This is a genomic window from Thauera chlorobenzoica (assembly GCF_001922305.1).
GTDB classification, from domain to species: Bacteria; Pseudomonadota; Gammaproteobacteria; order Burkholderiales; family Rhodocyclaceae; genus Thauera; species Thauera chlorobenzoica.
On the sequence record NZ_CP018839.1, the window covers coordinates 2,415,025 to 2,431,885 of the forward strand.

General features: G+C 70.1%; 12 protein-coding genes. 2 read left to right on the plus strand and 10 right to left on the minus strand.

Going from position 1 to position 16,861, the window contains the following annotated elements; all coding sequences use genetic code 11:
• Positions 1-121: 121 nt before the first annotated feature.
• The 8 genes from mnmC to prfB all read right to left on the minus strand — a co-directional run bounded on the left by mnmC (position 122) and on the right by prfB (position 11,734).
• Positions 122-2,086: a bifunctional tRNA (5-methylaminomethyl-2-thiouridine)(34)-methyltransferase MnmD/FAD-dependent 5-carboxymethylaminomethyl-2-thiouridine(34) oxidoreductase MnmC gene (mnmC, locus tag Tchl_RS11190; RefSeq protein WP_075148487.1), complete on the minus strand. Its 1,965-nt coding sequence runs from the start codon at positions 2,084-2,086 to the stop codon at positions 122-124.
• Positions 2,087-2,122: 36 nt separating this feature from the next.
• Positions 2,123-3,043, minus strand: a complete 921-nt coding sequence (locus Tchl_RS11195) for a DUF808 domain-containing protein (RefSeq protein WP_075148488.1) — start codon at positions 3,041-3,043, stop codon at positions 2,123-2,125.
• 8 nt (positions 3,044-3,051) lie between these two features.
• Positions 3,052-4,551 carry a lysine--tRNA ligase gene (lysS, locus tag Tchl_RS11200; protein ID WP_075148489.1) on the minus strand — a complete coding sequence of 500 codons (1,500 nt, stop codon included), beginning with the start codon at positions 4,549-4,551 and terminating at the stop codon, positions 3,052-3,054.
• A 121-nt stretch (positions 4,552-4,672) separates the two neighbouring features.
• Positions 4,673-7,462, minus strand: a complete 2,790-nt coding sequence (locus tag Tchl_RS11205) for an AAA family ATPase (RefSeq protein WP_075148490.1) — start codon at positions 7,460-7,462, stop codon at positions 4,673-4,675.
• 3 nt (positions 7,463-7,465) lie between these two features.
• Positions 7,466-8,554 (minus strand): tRNA (uridine(54)-C5)-methyltransferase TrmA, encoded by a 1,089-nt coding sequence (gene trmA, locus Tchl_RS11210; protein ID WP_075148491.1) that lies wholly within the window; start codon positions 8,552-8,554, stop codon positions 7,466-7,468.
• A 3-nt stretch (positions 8,555-8,557) separates the two neighbouring features.
• Complete coding sequence (locus Tchl_RS11215) at positions 8,558-9,268, minus strand: hypothetical protein (RefSeq protein ID WP_075148492.1); 711 nt, start codon at positions 9,266-9,268, stop codon at positions 8,558-8,560.
• 23 nt (positions 9,269-9,291) lie between these two features.
• The gene (locus Tchl_RS11220; RefSeq protein ID WP_075148493.1) at positions 9,292-10,611 is read right to left on the minus strand and encodes a hypothetical protein; all 1,320 of its coding nucleotides are present in this window, start codon (positions 10,609-10,611) and stop codon (positions 9,292-9,294) included.
• An 18-nt stretch (positions 10,612-10,629) separates the two neighbouring features.
• A protein-coding gene (prfB, locus tag Tchl_RS11225; RefSeq protein WP_103893747.1) for a peptide chain release factor 2 occupies positions 10,630-11,734 on the minus strand; the annotation gives its coding sequence in 2 pieces (ribosomal slippage) (positions 10,630-11,652 and positions 11,654-11,734; 1,104 coding nt in all).
• Between the two features lie 226 nt (positions 11,735-11,960).
• Here prfB and boxC point away from each other — a divergent pair.
• Both boxC and Tchl_RS11235 read left to right on the plus strand, forming a co-directional pair.
• Positions 11,961-13,619 (plus strand): 2,3-epoxybenzoyl-CoA dihydrolase, encoded by a 1,659-nt coding sequence (gene boxC, locus Tchl_RS11230; protein ID WP_232311565.1) that lies wholly within the window; start codon positions 11,961-11,963, stop codon positions 13,617-13,619.
• 37 nt (positions 13,620-13,656) lie between these two features.
• Positions 13,657-14,358: a VIT1/CCC1 transporter family protein gene (locus Tchl_RS11235; RefSeq protein WP_075148495.1), complete on the plus strand. Its 702-nt coding sequence runs from the start codon at positions 13,657-13,659 to the stop codon at positions 14,356-14,358.
• 60 nt (positions 14,359-14,418) lie between these two features.
• On the opposite strand, the gene hutC is transcribed toward Tchl_RS11235, so the two are convergent.
• Entirely contained in the window at positions 14,419-15,270 is an 852-nt protein-coding gene (gene hutC, locus Tchl_RS11240; RefSeq protein ID WP_232311566.1) for a histidine utilization repressor, read from the minus strand.
• A complete protein-coding gene (hutH, locus tag Tchl_RS11245) occupies positions 15,261-16,808 on the minus strand; it encodes a histidine ammonia-lyase (protein ID WP_075148497.1) in 1,548 nt (515 codons plus the stop codon). Before hutH ends, hutC begins: the two co-directional genes overlap by 10 nt.
• Positions 16,809-16,861 lie beyond the last annotated feature (53 nt).

The window sequence follows — 16,861 nt, forward strand, 5'->3', positions numbered from 1 at the left end:
CCGTCCGTACCCGGAGCAGGGGCGGCCTGGCGCTTGTGGGGCAGGGGGAGGGCGCCCACGGACGGGGAGGGCGCCCACGCTTGCGCCCGTTTTTTGCGGGTATTTCCGCAGGCGGGCTGCGTCAGTCCGCGCTCTGGGGGGCGCGGGGCGGGCGCAGCAGGAAGCGTGCCGGATCGAGCGCCTCGCACAGGTCGCGCTCGAGCGGCAGCGGGTCGCCGTCGAGCACGCTGGCGAGCAGTTCGGCGGCGATCTCCGACCACACCAGGCCGCGCGCACCGTAGCCCGACAGCACCCAGGCGTCGGGTTGGCGCGGGATGGCGGCGAGCGGGGTGGCCGGGGCGACTGCGGATGCGGCAGGAAGGGCGCCGACCATCGGCAGGCGGTCGGGCGAAGTCGGGCGGAAGCCGACGCGGCCGCCGACATCGGCGGGCGCGAGCCCGGCGGTGATGCCCGGCAGCATGGCGTCGAGCCGGGCGAGGTTGGCGGCGTGGTCGCCCAGGCGTGGCGCCGCATCCTCGTCGTCGCTGTCGAAGCTGGCGCCGGTGCAGTGCTGGCCGTCGACTTCGGGGCTGACGTAGCCACCGCGGCATACGACCACCCGCGGCGCGTCGCCGGGGGTCGCCGGCAGCAACGAGACCTGGCCGCGCGCGCTGCCGACCGGCAGCAGGCGGGCGGGGACGAAGTCACGCACCGCGGTGCCGATGGCGAGCACCAGCACCGCGGCGCCGGCGATCTTCACGCCCTGTTCGTCGACGGCGCACCAGCCGTTGTCGTCGTGCTGCAGGGCGCCGAGCTTGCGGTCGAAATGGGGGCGGACCCGATCGCCGTGACGGGCGAGGTTGGCCGCGCACAGGCTGGGCGGATGCACCCAGCCGCTGTCGCCGAACCACCAGCCGCCGATCGGCACCGGCCAGCCGGCAAGGGTGGAGGCCTCGTCGGCGTCGACGTAGCGCAGGTGGCCGGGGGGCAGGGCGAGGCGCTCGACCACGGCGCCCATCTTCGCCGCCTGGGCGTCGTCGCGCGCCAGATGCAGCACGCCGCAGGCCTCGGCCTTCACCGCCTCGCCTGCGGCGCGCAGGCGGGTGATGTGGCGCCAGCCGTAGAGCGTGCCGGCGCGCGTCAGCCGGCTCATGCGGTTGTCGTCGACGCTGGGGAGCGGGCGCAGCACCCCGGCGAGGTTGCCGGAGGCGCCGCGGGCGGGCGCGGCGGCGGCGTCGATCAGCTCGATGCTCCAGCCACGGGCGGCGAGGCGCTCGGCCAGCGCGCAGCCGGCGAGACCGGCGCCGACGATCAGGGCATGGCGCGGCGCCGCGGCGGGGATCTCCGGCAGGGAGGCGGTATCCGGCCGCCCGCCTGCAGAGCGCACCGCGGCGGTTTCGGCGCCTCGCAGGCGTCCGCGCAGCATCTGGCGCTTGCCGCCGAAGCCGGGTGTCTTCGTCAGCTCGAAGCCGGCGTCGCGCAGGTGCCGGCGCACCGCGCCGGCAACCGACCAGGTGGCGAGGGTCGCGTCCGGCGCGGCGAGGCGGGCGAGCAGGCGGCAAAGCTGCGGCGACCACAGTTCGGGGTTCCTGGCCGGGGAAAAACCGTCGAGGTAGAAGGCGTCGGCCCGGGCGACGAGCTGCACCAGGCCTTCGCGCGCATCGCCCAAATACAGCGTCAGGGTGACGCGCTCGTCGTCGAGGTGGAGGCGGTGCAGGCCGGGGGCGAGCACCGGCCACTGCGCGCGCAGCGCCGCGGACAGTTCGGCGAACTGCGGCCAGCGCCGGTGCAGGTGGGCGAGATCGTCGGCGGTGAAAGGGTGGCGTTCGCAGGAAACGAAGTGGAGCCGCCCGCAGCGTTCGGGATCGTCACGCCAGGACGCCCAGGTGGCGAGGAAATTGAGCCCCAGGCCGAAGCCGGTCTCCAGCACCACGAAGCGCTCGTGGCCGCGCCAGCGCTGCGGCAGGCCGTTGCCGGCGAGGAACACGTGATTCGCCTGGCCCAGGCCGCCGTCGGCGGAATGGTAGACGTCGCCGAAGGTGTCGGACCAGGGCGTGCCGTCTTCGGTGAAGGCGAGGCGTGCCGGAACGAGGGGTTGCGCTGCCATGCCGCGGCCGGGAGGAGAAGGTCCGCCGGGCGCCGTTCAGTGGGCGGCTGTCCGCGCGGGCAGCAGATGCCTGCCGAGGCTGACGGCCACCAGCACCAGCGCGCCGGCGATCACGCCGAACATGCCGTCGAGCAGGCTCGGCAGCAGGGCGCCGCTCAGACCGTCGAGGTCGGCAGTCAGGGTTTCGATCAGGTGATGCACCGGCGGCAGGCCGTGCGTCAGGATGCCGCCGCCGACGAGGAACATCGCCACCGTGCCCAGCACCGACAGCGTGCGCATCAGCCACGGCGCCAGCCACAGGATTGCCGCACCGATGCCGCGCGCAACTGCGTTGGCCAGGCGACTGAGGAACAGCCCGGCGTCGTCGAGCTTGACGATGCCGGCGACGAGGCCGTACACCCCGATCGTCATCATCACCGCGACGCTGACCAGCACCGCGACCTGGGTGCCGAAGTCCATGCCGCCGACGACGCCGAGCGCGATGACGATGATCTCCGCCGAAAGGATGAAGTCGGTCCGCACCGCGCCCTTGATCTTGTCCTTCTCCAGTGCGGCCAGATCGGCGTCCGGATCGATCAGCGCCTTCACGACCTCGCGGTGGTGTTCGGCGTCTTCCTTGCGGTGCAGGAACTTGTGCACCAGCTTCTCGAAACCTTCGAAGCACAGGAAGGCGCCGCCCAGCATCAGCAGCGGAGCGATCAGCCAGGGCACGAAGGCGCTGATCGCCAGCGCCGCCGGCACCAGGATCGCCTTGTTGATCAGCGAACCTTTCGCCACCGCCCATACCACCGGCAGTTCGCGCTCGGCGCGCACACCGGCGACCTGCTGGGCGTTGAGCGCAAGGTCGTCGCCCAGCACGCCGGCGGTCTTCTTGGTTGCGACCTTGGTCATCGTGGCGACGTCGTCGAGCACGCTCGCGATGTCGTCGAGAAGCAGGAACAGGCTGCCGCCGGCCATGGTGGGGATTACTCCGCCCGCATCTGCGGGAAGAGGATCACGTCGCGGATCGAGGGCGAGTCGGTGAGCAGCATCACCAGGCGGTCGATGCCGATGCCGCAGCCGCCGGTCGGGGGCAGGCCGTATTCGAGCGCGCGGATGTAGTCGGCGTCGAAGTACATCGCCTCCTCGTCGCCGGCCTCCTTGGCCTCGACCTGGGCGCGGAAGCGCGCGGCCTGGTCTTCGGGGTCGTTGAGTTCGGAGAAGCCGTTGGCGATCTCGCGGCCGACGATGAAGAGCTCGAAGCGCTCGGTGATCCCGGGGTCGGTGTCGGAGGCGCGCGCCAGCGGCGAGACCTCGACCGGGTAGTCGATGATGAAGGTCGGCTCCCACAGCTCGGCTTCGGCGCAGGCTTCGAACAGCTGCAGCTGCAGGCTGCCCAGCCCGCCCGGCTTCACCTTCTCGCCGAAGGCGACGATCTTGTCCTTGAGCCACGCGGCGTCGGCGAGCTGCGCCTCGGTGAAACCCGGGTGGTACTTGCGGATCGCCTGGACGATGGTGAGGCGGTGGAAGGGCTTCGACAGGTCCAGTTCGCGGCCCTGGTAGACGAAGGACTCGGTGCCCAGCGCCTCGCGCGCGGCCTGGCGGATCAGGCCTTCGGTGAAGTCCATCAGCGTGCGGTAGTTCGCGTACGCTTCGTAGAACTCCATCATGGTGAATTCGGGGTTGTGGCGGGGGCTGAGGCCTTCGTTGCGGAAGTTGCGGTTGACCTCGAACACCTTCTCGAAGCCGCCCACCACCAGCCGCTTCAGATACAGCTCGGGCGCGATGCGCAGGAACAGCTCCATGTCGAGCGCGTTGTGGTGGGTGGTGAAGGGTTTCGCCGCGGCGCCGCCGGGGATGGGGTGCATCATCGGCGTCTCGACCTCGAGGAAGCCGTGGCCGGTCATGTAGTTGCGGATCGACTGCACCATGCGGCTGCGCGCGACGAAGGTGAAGCGCGTCTGCTCGTTCATGATCATGTCGACGTAGCGCTGGCGGTACTTCTGCTCGACGTCGGTGAGGCCGTGAAACTTGTCCGGCAGCGGACGCAGGCTCTTGGTCAGCAGGCGGATCTCGGCGGCCTTGACCGAGAGCTCGCCGGTCTTGGTCTTGAACACGGTGCCGACGCAGCCGACGATGTCGCCGATGTCCCAGTGCTTGAACTCGGCGTACACGTCCTCGCCCACGGCGTCGCGCTGGACGTAGAGCTGGATGCGCCCGGAGAGGTCCTGGATGGTGACGAAGCTCGCCTTGCCCATGACCCGCTTGAGCATGATGCGCCCGGCGACCCTGACCTCGACCGGGGTCGCTTCCAGCGCGTCGGCCTCCTTCTCGCCGTAGAGTTCGTCGAGCTTGCCGGCGGTGTTCTCGCGCGAGAAGTCGTTGGGGAAGGCGCGGCCACTGGCGCGCCAGGCGGCGAGTTTTTCGCGGCGCTCGGCGATCAGGTGGTTTTCGTCGACGGGCGGGGTGGGGGTCTGGTCGGACATGGCGTCGTGGTGAAATCGAAGGAAATGGGATGCGGGCACGGGCGCGCGGCCGGTGCGAAGGGGGTAATTGTGGCAGGGCCGGCAGGGCGGGGCAAATGCGGATGCGGGTGGGCGGGCGCGCTCATCCTGCCCGGGTGAGCACGCCGATCGGGGGCGCCCATTCGCTGCCGGGCGATTTCTTCCTCGTCACCAGGGTCAGTTGTGCCGGGGCGAAGACGTTGGCGTTGTGGGTGACCGGGGTGGTGATCAGGTACTGCGCGCGGGTGGCGCGCAGGAAGGTGCCGACGCGGTCGATGTTGGCGACGTCGAGGTGGGCGAAGGGCTCGTCGATGAAGACGAAACCGCCCGGGCGGGCCTCGTCCATCAGCAGGCCGATCAACAGGATCAGCGACTTCATCACCTGCTGGCCGCCCGAGGCCTCGCCGTCGTTGAGGCCGACGGCGCCCTTGCGGTCGAAGTCGAAGCGCACTTCCAGCCCGGCCTGGGCGAGCGTCAGGTCGTCGTTTTCCAGGTGCGGAGTGGGGCAGTCGACGCTGACTCCGGCCAGTTCGCCGAGCGCTTTGAGGTTTTTCGCGTACTGGCGCACGGTGGCGCGCAGCTTGGCGATGTAGGCGGCGCGGGCGTTGTCGGTGTGCAGGCGCGCGGTGGCGCAGTAGCCCTGGCGGTGGTGATAGTCGCGCTCGCGCACGGCGACGTCGGCGGCGAGGCGATCGCGCACCACCAGTACCGCGGCATCGCTGATCCAGTCGCCTTCGTCGAGATGGCGCTGCAGGCGCTCGAGCTGCAGGCGGGCGCCGCGGGCGTCGCCGTACTTGTCGGCGAGCAGGGCCAGCTCCGCTTGTTCGAGCCATTGCACCGGCATCGTCCGGCGGCTGCGGCGCAGCCGGGCGATGCGCTGGGCCTGGGCGTGGCGGCGTGGGCCGTGCTCGCGGGCGAGCTCGGCCAGGCGCAGCTCGATGACCTTGAGTTCGCGGTGGCGGCGGTCGAGTTCGATCTGGATGCCGTTGAGCTTGTCGCCGAGGGCGTCGAGCGCAGCGCGGGATTCGGCGCGTTCGGCGATCGCCTCGGTGAGCGCCTTGCGCGCGGCGGCCAGCTCGGACTCGGCGCTGGCGTAGGCCTCGGCCTTGGCCGCGAGCAGCTGCGCCGATTGCAGGCCGAGCAGGCGCTGGCGGATTGCGGTGAGCCGGGTGGTGGCGGCATCCAGCCGGGGGCGCAGCGCCTGGAGCTGGCGGTCGAGGCCGGTGATCTCGTCCTGCAGCGCGGCGATGCGCGACTGGCGGGCGAGTTCGCCGAAGTGGAATTCCTGCGCCCGGCCAAGGTGGCGGGCGCCGCGGCGCTCGCGGTGGTAGCCGTCGCGGGTGATCCATTCCTGCTCGCGCGGCAGCGCGCGGGCGGCGTCGGCGTTGTCGACGCGGCGGATGCGGTTCACCAGGTCGGCGAGCCAGCGCGGCACCGGGGCGCCGAATTCGAGGACTTCGGCCAGGCTCAGCGGTCGTGGTGGCGGGGCGGTTTCGCGCTCGGCGACGATGAAGTGGCGGAACTGCTCGCGCTCGCCGAGCGCCCAGGCGGCGTGGCGGTCGGCTTCGCGCTCGAGCAGGATCAGGTGGCGGTAGGGGCGCAGGATCGCTTCGAGCGCCGCCTGCCAGCCCGGGTCGGTGACTTCCACCACTTCGGCGAGGCTGCGGTGGGCGATGCCCTCGGCGCTGAGCCTGACGCGAAAGCGCGCGACTTCGGCGTCGCCCGGCGGGCCGGAGCGGTTGCGTTCGGCGCGCAAGGTGGCGGTCTTGTCCTCGAAGGCGGCGACCAGTTCGCGTTCCTTGCGGCGCAGCGTGGCGAGCGCCGCGTCGGCTTCCTCGTGCTCTTTTTCCAGCGCAAGGGCGTCGGCGCCGTGCTCGCTGGCGAGCTGGGCGCGGAGCACGTCGCGTTCGTCGAGCAGTTTTTCGAGGTCGCGCACGCGGTCGTGGGCGGCGAGGTGGCGCCGTTCGGCTTCGCTATTGCCGGCCGCGAGACGCTTGCGCTCGGCGCTGGCAGCGTCCTGCTCGGCGCGAACGGCGTCCTGGCGCTGGCGGGATTCGCGCTGTTCGGCCCGTTTGTCGCTGCGCTCGCGGCCGATGCGCTGCAGGGCTTCGCGCTCGGCGACGACTTCGCGCGCGAGCTCGGCGAGCTCCAGGCGCGGCACGATCCCGGCTTCCAGCGCCTGCGCTTCGTCGGTGAGCTGCTTCCATTCGAGGTAGCGGTTGGCCTCGGCCTTCTTTTCCTCGGCCTGGGCCTTGAGCCGGTCGAGATCGATACCGAGCTCGCTCAGTTCGCGCTCGGCGTTTTTTTGTTCCTCGCGCGCGGCCTGGTAGTTGTCCAGCACATCCTTGTCGCCGAAGACGTCGAACACGAGCTCGAGCAAGGCCTTGGGCGAGTATTCGCACAGCTTGTCGGTGTCGCCCTGCTCCAGTGCCAGCACCTTGGTGATCGCCGGCGTCAGCCCGCCCCAGGCCAGCCGGTGCTGGTAGTCGCGCAGGCCGATCCAGTCGCTGGTGGCTTCCAGCGCCTCGATGTCCTGGTTGCCGTCGACGATGGTGTAGTCGCGGATCCAGTCGCCGCCGGCCTTGCGGATACGGCAGGCGAGCGTCACTTCGTCGGTGAGGCAGGGAAAGAACGGGCGCCGGCCGGTGCTCCCCGGCAGGTTGGCGACCACCGCGCGGATCCAGGCGAAGCTGCGCCCGGCGCGGCGCACGTAGCGGCGGAAGTCGCGCTTGCCCGAGCAGCGCAGGGCGAACAGGGTGCGCAGGGCGTCGAGCAGGGTGGTCTTGCCCGAGCCGTTGGGGCCGACGATGGTGATGATCTGGGCGTCGAGCGGCAGCGCGAAGCGGCGCCAGAAATCCCAATGGACGAGTTCGAGGGTCTTGATGTGGAACATGGGCTATCTGCGCTGCAGCAGCAGGCCGCACTCGAGGTGATGGGTGTAGGGGAACTGGTCGAAGGCGGCCGCGGCGGCGATGCGGTGGCTGGCGGCGAGCGCGGCGACATTGGCGCGCAGCGTGTCCGGGTTGCACGAGATGTAGACAAGGTTGTCGAAGCCTTTCGCCAGCGCGATCGTGCCTTCGTCCAGCCCGGCGCGCGGCGGATCCACGAACAGTGTCGAGAAGCGGTAGCCGGCGAGGTCGATGCCCGCCATGCGGCGGTATTCGCGGCCGCCGGCGAGCGCGTCGCTGAGCTCCTCGCTCGCCATGCGCACCATGGCGACGTTGGTGATGCCGTTGGCTGCGAGGTTGGCGTGGGCGGCGCGCACCGAGCTCTTGCTCAGCTCGGTGGCGAGCACGCGCTCGAACAGCGGCGCCAGGGCGACGGTGAAGTTGCCGTTGCCGCAGTACAGCTCGAGCAGGTCGCCGCCCAGGTCTCTGGCCTGCGCGCGCGCCCACGACAACATCTGCCGGTTCACCCCGCCGTTGGGCTGGGTGAAGCTGCCTTCGAGCTGCTGGTAGGACAGGCGCTTGCCGTCGACCTCGAGCACCTCCTGCACCCAGTCGCGTTCGAGGACGATCTTCTGCTTGCGGCTGCGGCCGATGAGCTGGATCTGCAGGTCGGTGGCGAGCGTGCGCGCGGCGGCCTCCCAGGCCTCGTCGAGCGGGCGGTGGTAGACCAGGCTCACCAGGCACTCGCCGCTCAGGGTGGCGAGGAACTCGACCTGGAAGATCTTGCGCCGCAGGGGGTCGCTGGCCTGCAGGCGCTCGCGCAGCAGCGGCATCAGGCGGGCGATCGGTTCGGCGGCGGCAGCGAAGGTGTCGAGCAGGATCGGCTGCTTCGGCTCGGCGCTGTCGAACATCGCGTAGTCGATGCGGCCCTCGTGGTGCCACAGGCGGAACTCGGCGCGCAGCCGGTAGTGCAGCGGGGCGGAGCGGAAGACGGCGGGCGCGGGCAGGCCGAACTCGGCGAACTCGGCGCGGTAGCGCGCGAGCTTGGCGGCGAGCTGGTCCTCGTAGCGGGCGGGGTCGATGGCGGGCAGGGCCATGGGTCAGGGTTCCTCGTCTTCGCTGCCGGCCTCGTCGGGCAGTACGTCGGCGAGTGCGAAGGCGTTGGTTTCCGGCAGCGGGTGGCCGGCGGCGGCGAGGACCTCGCCGAGCGTGCCGTGGATGATGCGGTCGGCGAGCACGCGGTAGTCGAGGGCGACGTCGAGCAGCGGGCCTTCGCTGATCAGGCCGTTGCGGCGCTCGATGAAGCCCAGCCGGGCGAGCTTGCCGAGCATGAAGTTGCGCACCTTGGTGCGTCCGCCCAGGCGCGGGCCGAAGTCGGCGATCAGCGAAGCTTCGGTGAGTGCGCCCGATACGCTGTCGCCGTGAGCGACCGGCTTGTCGGTGCCGAACAGATCGCTCTGGCCGTCGTCGACCCGCTCGCGGCGGGTGACCTGGCGCTCGCGCTTGGGCAGCACGATCAGCGCCCAGATCACCACCAGCAGGGCGATTTCGTCGCGCGTGAGGCCGAGGTTGCTGGCGGCGTACTCGCGGCCGGCGCCGAACACTGGATCGGCCAGCTCGGCCTGCAGGGCAAGGCCGACATGGGCGGCATAGGGGTTGTCGAGCAGGCGCAGGCCGACTTCGCCCAGGCGGCGGTCGAGTTCGTGGCGGAAGGTCTCGTCCACCAGCGCGCGGCGTACCAGGCGATCGCTGCGCGGCAGCCAGCGCTGGGCGAGGAGGCGGGCGGTGAGGGTCTTGAGTTCGTGTTCCATGCGGGAGGGGGGCGGATGGCGGGTCAGGCTGTGGGGCGGGCGGCGGCCCCCGGGCCGGCGGCTGGCGTCGCCGCGGTGGGCTGCGGTGGGCGCGGGCGCACTTCGCCGAGCGTGATGGTGGCGATCTCGTCCTCGCCGACTTCGGTCAGGCCGTCGGTGAACTCGACCTCGAGCGGCAGGCGCATGAAGGCGCCGACCGGGCCGTCTTCCGGGCCGCTGGCGCCGCCGTCGGCGAGCAGGGCGAGCAGCGACAGGCGGTAGCTTGCGGAAGCGAAGCCGTCGCCGGCGACGAGGTGGTGCAGGGGCCGGGGCGCCGGCAGGGTGGCGAGGCGATGGCTGAAATGCTCGAGCAGGCGCAGGTCCTCGGTCTGCGGTGCGGCATCGGTCGGTGCCCGCTCGGGCGGGGGCAGGCGGGGGTCGATTTCGGCGGCCGCAGTCTTGCCGTCGAGCATGCTTTCGGCGCGGTCGAGCAATTCGTGGCCGCCCGCCAGCAGCGCCAGCTCGGGTACTGCGGCGAGGGTGCCGGCCCCGAGTGCGGCGAGCGTGGCGGGATCGAGCCCGCGCAGCCAGGCGGTGACGTCGGACGACGAGATGCCCGATGCGCCCAGGGTCACGCGCTGCGCCTCGATCTTGTTGAGCGCGCGCTGGAAGGCCGCATCCACCCGTGCCAGGCGCGACTGGGCGAGCCCGATGCGCTGGGCGATGCGGGCGAGGTCGAAATCGGCTTCGGGGTCGGCGAGCAGGGTGTTGAGGATCGCGGTGCCGCGCTCGAGCCAGCGCCCGTTGGCCGACAGGCGGCGACGGGCGTCGAGGATGCGGAACTCCGAGCCGGAGGCGATCGCCTCCTCGAAATGCCAGGTGAGGTCGTTGAGCTTGGACAGCAGGTGGCCGAGCGCCTCGGGGGTGACGCTGCCCACCGCCTGCAGGCCGGCGAGCTGGGCGGTGAGGAAACCGAGCTCGGCATCCTCTTCCGCGCCGAAACGCAGCAGCATCGCGATCGCCGCCACCGCGTTGCGGCCGATGTCGGACAGCGCGTAGTGGCCGTCCTCGCCGATCGCCAGCAGGGCGTTGTCGCGCAGGCGCTTGAGCACCGTCTCGAGCTTGACCGCATCGAGATAGCTGAAGCGCGCGCGCAGCGCCTCCGGCGACCAGCGCGGGGCGTCGGCCTCGCGGCCGATCTCGCGCAGCACCAGGAGGCGCATCAGCACCTCGGCCTCGGTGCCGCGGAACAGCGTGATGAAGGCGTCGAGCAGCGGGCGCGCAGAATTCAGCGCCGCCAGCTCGGGCACTTCGTCGGCGTCGACGCCTGCAGCGAGGAAGTCGGACAGGAAGGGGTCGTTCAAGCCTGCAACGCCCTTGCCTTAGACACCCTGCTTGAGGCTTGCGCCGATGAAGTCGTCCAGGTCGCCGTCGAGCACCGCCTGGGTGTTGCCGACTTCGTAGTTGGTGCGCAGATCCTTGATGCGTGACTGGTCGAGCACATAGCTGCGGATCTGGTGGCCCCAGCCGATGTCGCTCTTGGAGTCTTCGAGCTTCTGCTGTTCGGCCTGGCGCTTGCGCAGTTCCAGCTCGTACAGGCGCGCCTTCAGCATCGACATCGCCTCGGCCTTGTTCTTGTGCTGCGAGCGGTCGTTCTGGCACTGCACGACGATGCCGGTCGGCTCGTGGGTGATGCGCACCGCGGAGTCGGTCTTGTTGATGTGCTGGCCGCCGGCGCCCGAGGCGCGGTAGGTGTCGATGCGCAGGTCCGCCGGGTTGATGTCGATCTCGATCGAATCGTCCACTTCCGGGTACACGAACACCGAGGTGAAGCTGGTGTGGCGGCGGGCGTTGGAGTCGAACGGTGACTTGCGCACCAGGCGGTGGATGCCGGTCTCGGTGCGCAGGTAGCCGTAGGCGTAGTCGCCGCTGAGCTTGATCGTGCAGTTCTTGATGCCGGCGACTTCGCCTTCGGTTTCTTCCATCAGCTCGACGGCGAAGCCCTTCTTCTCGCCGTAGCGCAGGTACATGCGCTCGAGCATCCCGGCCCAGTCCTGGGCCTCGGTGCCGCCGGCGCCGGCCTGGATTTCGATGAAGCAGTTGTTCGGGTCCATCGGGTTGCCGAACATGCGGCGGAACTCGAGCTTCTCGACTTCGGCGGCCAGCGCGCCGAGGTCGGCCTCGACCGCCTCGAAGGTGTCGTCGTCGTCCTCGGCTTCGGCGAGCTCGAACAGATCCTTCAGGTCGCGCGATTGCGTGTCGATGTTCTGCAGGGTGACGACCACGTCCTCGAGCTGGCGCTTTTCCTTGCCCAGCTCCTGGGCGCGTTCGGCGTTGTTCCACACCGCCGGGTCTTCCAGCGCGCGATTGACTTCTTCGAGCTTCGATGCTTTCACATCGTAGTCAAAGATACCTCCGTAGTTCGCGACCGCGGGCGGCGAGGTCGGCGAGTTTTTCGGCGATGGCGTTCTGGCGTTCGGCTTCCATGGCTGCGGCTCCGGCTGAATCTGGGAAACCGCGCATTATACCCGGGGGCGGGGAGCGCCGGACGGGCGATCGCACGCCCGCGGCACGGGGTATCGCCCTGGTCTATGTTGTAGAAGGAGGGCGGCTTGCGACTTGGGGCGATGAAGATGGCCGGCGCCGGATGTTGGTCGAGGGCGGCCGTTCGGGCGGAAGACGGGGGGTGACAGTGGATGCAGCATGGGCAGGGATGGCGGACGCCATCGATTACCGCACCGATCCATCGCGCTACCGGCACTGGTCGCTCGCGATCGATGGCGAAGTCGCGACGCTGACTCTGGACGTCGACGAGGACGGCGGCATCCGCCCAGGCTACAGGCTCAAGCTCAACTCCTACGACCTCGGCGTCGATACCGAACTGCACGACGCGCTGCAGCGCATCCGCTTCGAGCATCCCATGGTCCGCACCGTGGTGCTCACCTCGGGCAAGCCGAGAATCTTCTGTTCCGGCGCCAACATCCAGATGCTGGGGGCCTCTTCGGCGGCCTGGGTCGCGAACCTGTGCCGGTTTTCCAGCGAGATCCGCAACGGCATCGAGGACGCCAGCGAACATTCCGGCCTCAAGTTCATCGCCGCGTGCAACGGCACCACCGCCGGCGGCGGCTACGAGCTGGCGCTGGCGTGCGACGAGATCATCCTCGTCGACGACCGCAATTCGGTGGTGTCGCTGCCCGAACTCGTACTGCTGGGGATGCTCAGCGGCACCGGCGGCATCGTCCGCATGACCGACAAGCGCAAGGTCCGCCGCGACCACGCCGACCTCTTCTGCACCACTTTCGAAGGCGTGCGCGGCAAGCGCGCGGTGGAATGGCGTCTGGTCGATGCGGTGGTCAGGCGCAGCCGGTTTGCTGCGTACCTCGCCGAGCGTGCGCAGGCGCTCGCCGCCGGCTCCGACCGCCCCGTCGGCGCCAGGGGGGTGGCTCTGCCCACGCTCGAGCGCAGCGTCGAGGTCGCAGCCAACCACGACGCCCGCTACCACTACGAGTTCGTCGATGTCGCGATCGACGCCGCCGCCCGCAGCGCGACCCTGACCGTGCGCGCCCCCGCCGCCGTCACCGCGACCACGGTTGCCGAAATCGAAGCCCAGGGCGCCAACTGGTGGCCGCTGAAGATGGCACGCGAACTCGACGACGCGATTCTCAACCTGCGCACCAACCACCTCGACATCGGCCTGTGGCAGCTGCGCACCGAGGGTGATGCCGAGGTCGTGCTGGACATCGATGCCACCCTCGTCGCCCACCAGGCGCACTGGTTCGTGCGCGAGACGATCGGCATGCTGCGCCGCACCCTGGCGCGCCTGGACGTGTCCTCGCGCAGCCTCTACGCGCTGATCGAGCCGGGCTCGTGCTTTGCCGGCACCCTGCTCGAGATCGCCCTCGCCGCCGACCGCAGCTACCTGCGCGACGACGAGGGCGGCGCCAACCGCATCGGCCTCACGGCGATGAATTTCGGCCCCCTGCCGATGGTCAACGGCCTGTCGCGCATCGCCTCCCGCTTCTACCAGGAAGAGGGCCCGGTGGCGGCGGTGAAGGCGCGCAAGGGCGAGCTGCTGAGCGCGGCCGAGGCGATGGCGCTGGGCCTGGTGACGGCGATCCCGGACGACCTCGACTGGGCCGACGAAGTGCGCATCGCCTGCGAGGAACGCACCAGCCTGTCGCCCGATGCGCTCACCGGGCTGGAAGCCAACCTGCGCTTCGGCATCACCGAGACCATGAACACGCGCATCTTCGGTCGCCTGTCGGCATGGCAGAACTGGATCTTCAGCCGCCCCAACGCGGTCGGCGAGAACGGCGCGCTGAAGCGCTTCGGTTCGGGCAGAAGCGCGCGCTTCGATTGGGATCGGGTTTGAGCAGGGCCGTGCACCGCACCTTCCCGGAGTCGTGCCCATGAACGTGTTCCGCCGCCATCGCGAGCACCACCGCACCGAACGCAGCGGCTGGCTGCGCGCGAGCGTGCTCGGCGCCAACGACGGCATCGTCTCCACCGCGAGCCTGCTGGTCGGAGTCGCGGCCGCCGGTGCGGACAAGCACAGCGTCCTGGTGGCCGGTGTCGCCGGGCTGGTGGCAGGCGCGATGTCGATGGCCGCCGGCGAGTATGTTTCGGTGCATTCGCAGGCCGATACCGAAAAGGCCGACCTGTCGCGCGAGCGTGCCGAACTGGAGGCCGATCCGGTCGCGGAGCGCCGGGAGCTGACCGCCATTTACGTCGCCCGCGGCGTCGAGCCCGAACTCGCAGCACGGGTGGCCCGCCAGCTGATGGCGCGCGATGCGCTCGGCGCTCACGCGCGCGATGAACTGGGCATCACCGATGCGCTCGGTGCCCGCCCGGTGCAGGCGGGCCTGGCCTCGGCGGCCAGCTTCGCGCTCGGCGCCGCCCTGCCGCTGACGGTGACGGTGGTGATGCCGGCGCACGGCCTGATCCCCGCGATCGCCTCGAGCTCGCTCGCCTTTCTCGCCCTGCTGGGGGCGGTGGCGGCGCGGGTCGGTGGCGCCGATGCACTCGCCGGAGCGGGGCGGGTAAGCGTGTGGGGCGCGCTCGCGATGGCGATCACCGCCGGGGCGGGGGCCTTGTTCGGTGCCGCCGTTTGAGCGCCGGAGCACCGTCGACCCCGAAATGGATTGGCAGCATGTTCCGAACGGGGAGATGTCTCATGAACGCTGCCCGGGAAGCGGATCGGGCATGGCGGGCCCACTACGCATCGACGAGCGCAATTTGTAGCGGTTGCCCGGATGAATCAGGCGGGCATAGCTGATCAGATGATCGTCCGACCAGGTGCGGCGGGTCATGCTCAGACAGGGCGTCGTGGTATCGATGTCGAGCAAGTGCGTCACTTCGGCATCGACCAGCACGGCCTCGACCACATGCTCGACATCGGAAATCGGGCAGCTCGCGACCAGGACCTCATTGGGCGTCTGCTTGGAGAAATCGGTCCGCAAGTAATCGGGAGCCCAGCGCGGATTGACGAAACGATCTTCGAGCTGAATCGGAACGCCATCTTCCCGGTGCACCAGGACGGTATGAAAAACTCGCGCCCCCAAGCGCACGCCCAGACGCAGTGCGACCTCGTCGTCGGCCTGAACCTCCTCGCAGCGAATCACATCGTTGCTGTATTCGTGATCGCGACTGCGCACCTCGGCTGCGATATTGAACACTTCGAGCAAGGAGGACTCCGCCTTGCGGTCGGTGACGAAGGTGCCCAGCCCGGCTTGGCGCACCAGGTAGCCTTTCTGCACCAGGTCGCGGATCGCCTTGTTCGCCGTCATCCGGCTGACGCCGAAATCGCGCGCGAGCTGTTCCTCGGGCGGGATCTGGTGATGAACCGGGAATTCGCTGCTGCGGATGCGCTCGAGCAGGTAATCCTCGATCTGTCGATAACGCGGGGAAGTGCTACTCACGTGTCGTCCTCTGGCTGTCGCTGCGATGCCGGCATGATACCGGCCGATGCTGCCCGCTGCCTCCACGCGTCGGTGCACTGCCCGCTGGGCGCCGGTCAAGCCCACGAGGGTAACAGGCCCGCCGGCATCAGTGCCGACAGCCGGCGCTCGAGCAGCAGCGTGTTCGCCGCTTCGATGTCGGGGGCGAAGAAGCGGTCGCAGTCGTAGAACGGCACCTGCGCGCGCAGCAGGGCGCGCGCCTGCTCGAGCTTCGGCGAACTCTTGTGGCCGTCGCGGAAGTCCAGCCCCTGGCAGGCGGCGAGCCACTCGATGGCGAGCACGCCGCGGGTGTTGGCCGCCATCTCCCACAGCCGGCGGCCGGCGTTGGGCGCCATCGAGACGTGGTCTTCCTGGTTGGCCGAAGTCGGCAGGCTGTCCACGCTGGCCGGATGGGCGAGCGCCTTGTTGTCGCTCGCCAGCGCCGCGGCGGTGACCTGGGCGATCATGAAGCCGGAGTTGACGCCGCCATTGGCGACGAGGAAGGCCGGCAGCTGCGACATGTTCTTGTCCATCAGCAGCGACACCCGGCGTTCGGCCAGGGCGCCGATTTCGGCGAGCGCGAGGGCAAGGTTGTCGGCGGCCATCGCCACCGGTTCGGCGTGGAAGTTGCCGCCGGAGAGGATGTCGCCCCCTTCATCGCCCTCCTCGGCGAACACCAGCGGGTTGTCTGACACCGCGTTGGCCTCGACTTCCAGCACCTCGGCGGCCTGGCGGAGCTGGGTCAGGCAGGCGCCCATGACCTGTGGCTGGCAGCGCAGCGAGTACGGGTCCTGCACCTTGCCGCAGGCGAGGTGCGACCGTGCGATCTCGCTGTCGGCCTCGAGCAGGTGGCGGTAGGCGGCGGCGGAGTCGATCTGGCCGCGCTGGCCGCGCGCCGCGTGGATGCGCGCATCGAAGGGCACGCGCGAGCCGAGCGCCGCTTCCACGGTGAGGCTGCCGCACACCGTGGCGGCGGCGAACAGGTCCTCGGCCTCGAACAGGCCGCGCAGCGCGTAGGCGGTGGACACCTGGGTGCCGTTCAAGAGCGCCAGGCCTTCCTTCGCCGCCAGCGTCAGCGGCGCCAGCCCGGCTACCGCGAGCGCCTCCTTCGCCGCCAGCCACTGGCCGCGGTGGCGCGCTTTGCCCTCGCCGAGCAGGACCAGCGCCATGTGCGCGAGCGGGGCGAGGTCGCCCGAGGCGCCGGCCGAGCCCTTGGCCGGGATGTGCGGATAGACCTCGGCATTGAGCAGCGCGATCAGGGCGTCGATGACTTCGCGGCGGATGCCGGAGAAGCCGCGCGCCAGGCCGTTGACCTTCATCAGCAGGATCAGGCGCACGGTGGCGTCGTCGACCGCCTCGCCGATGCCGGTCGCGTGCGACAGCACCAGCGAGCGCTGCAGCAGCTCGAGGTCCTCGTGGGCGATGCGGGTCTGCGCGAGCAGGCCGAAGCCGGTGTTGATGCCATACACCGTGCGGTTCTCGTCTATGACCTGACGCACGCAGGCGACGCTGCGCTCGATCGCCGCCGCGGCGTTGGCGGCGAGGCGCACGCGCACGGGTTCCTGCCAGGCCTGGCGCAATTGGGAGAGGGTCAGGTGGCCGGGTTGCAGATCAAGGTCGAACATGAGGAGCAAGGTCTCCAGGGGGTGAAGGCAGCGCCGGAGTGCGGTCGTCGACG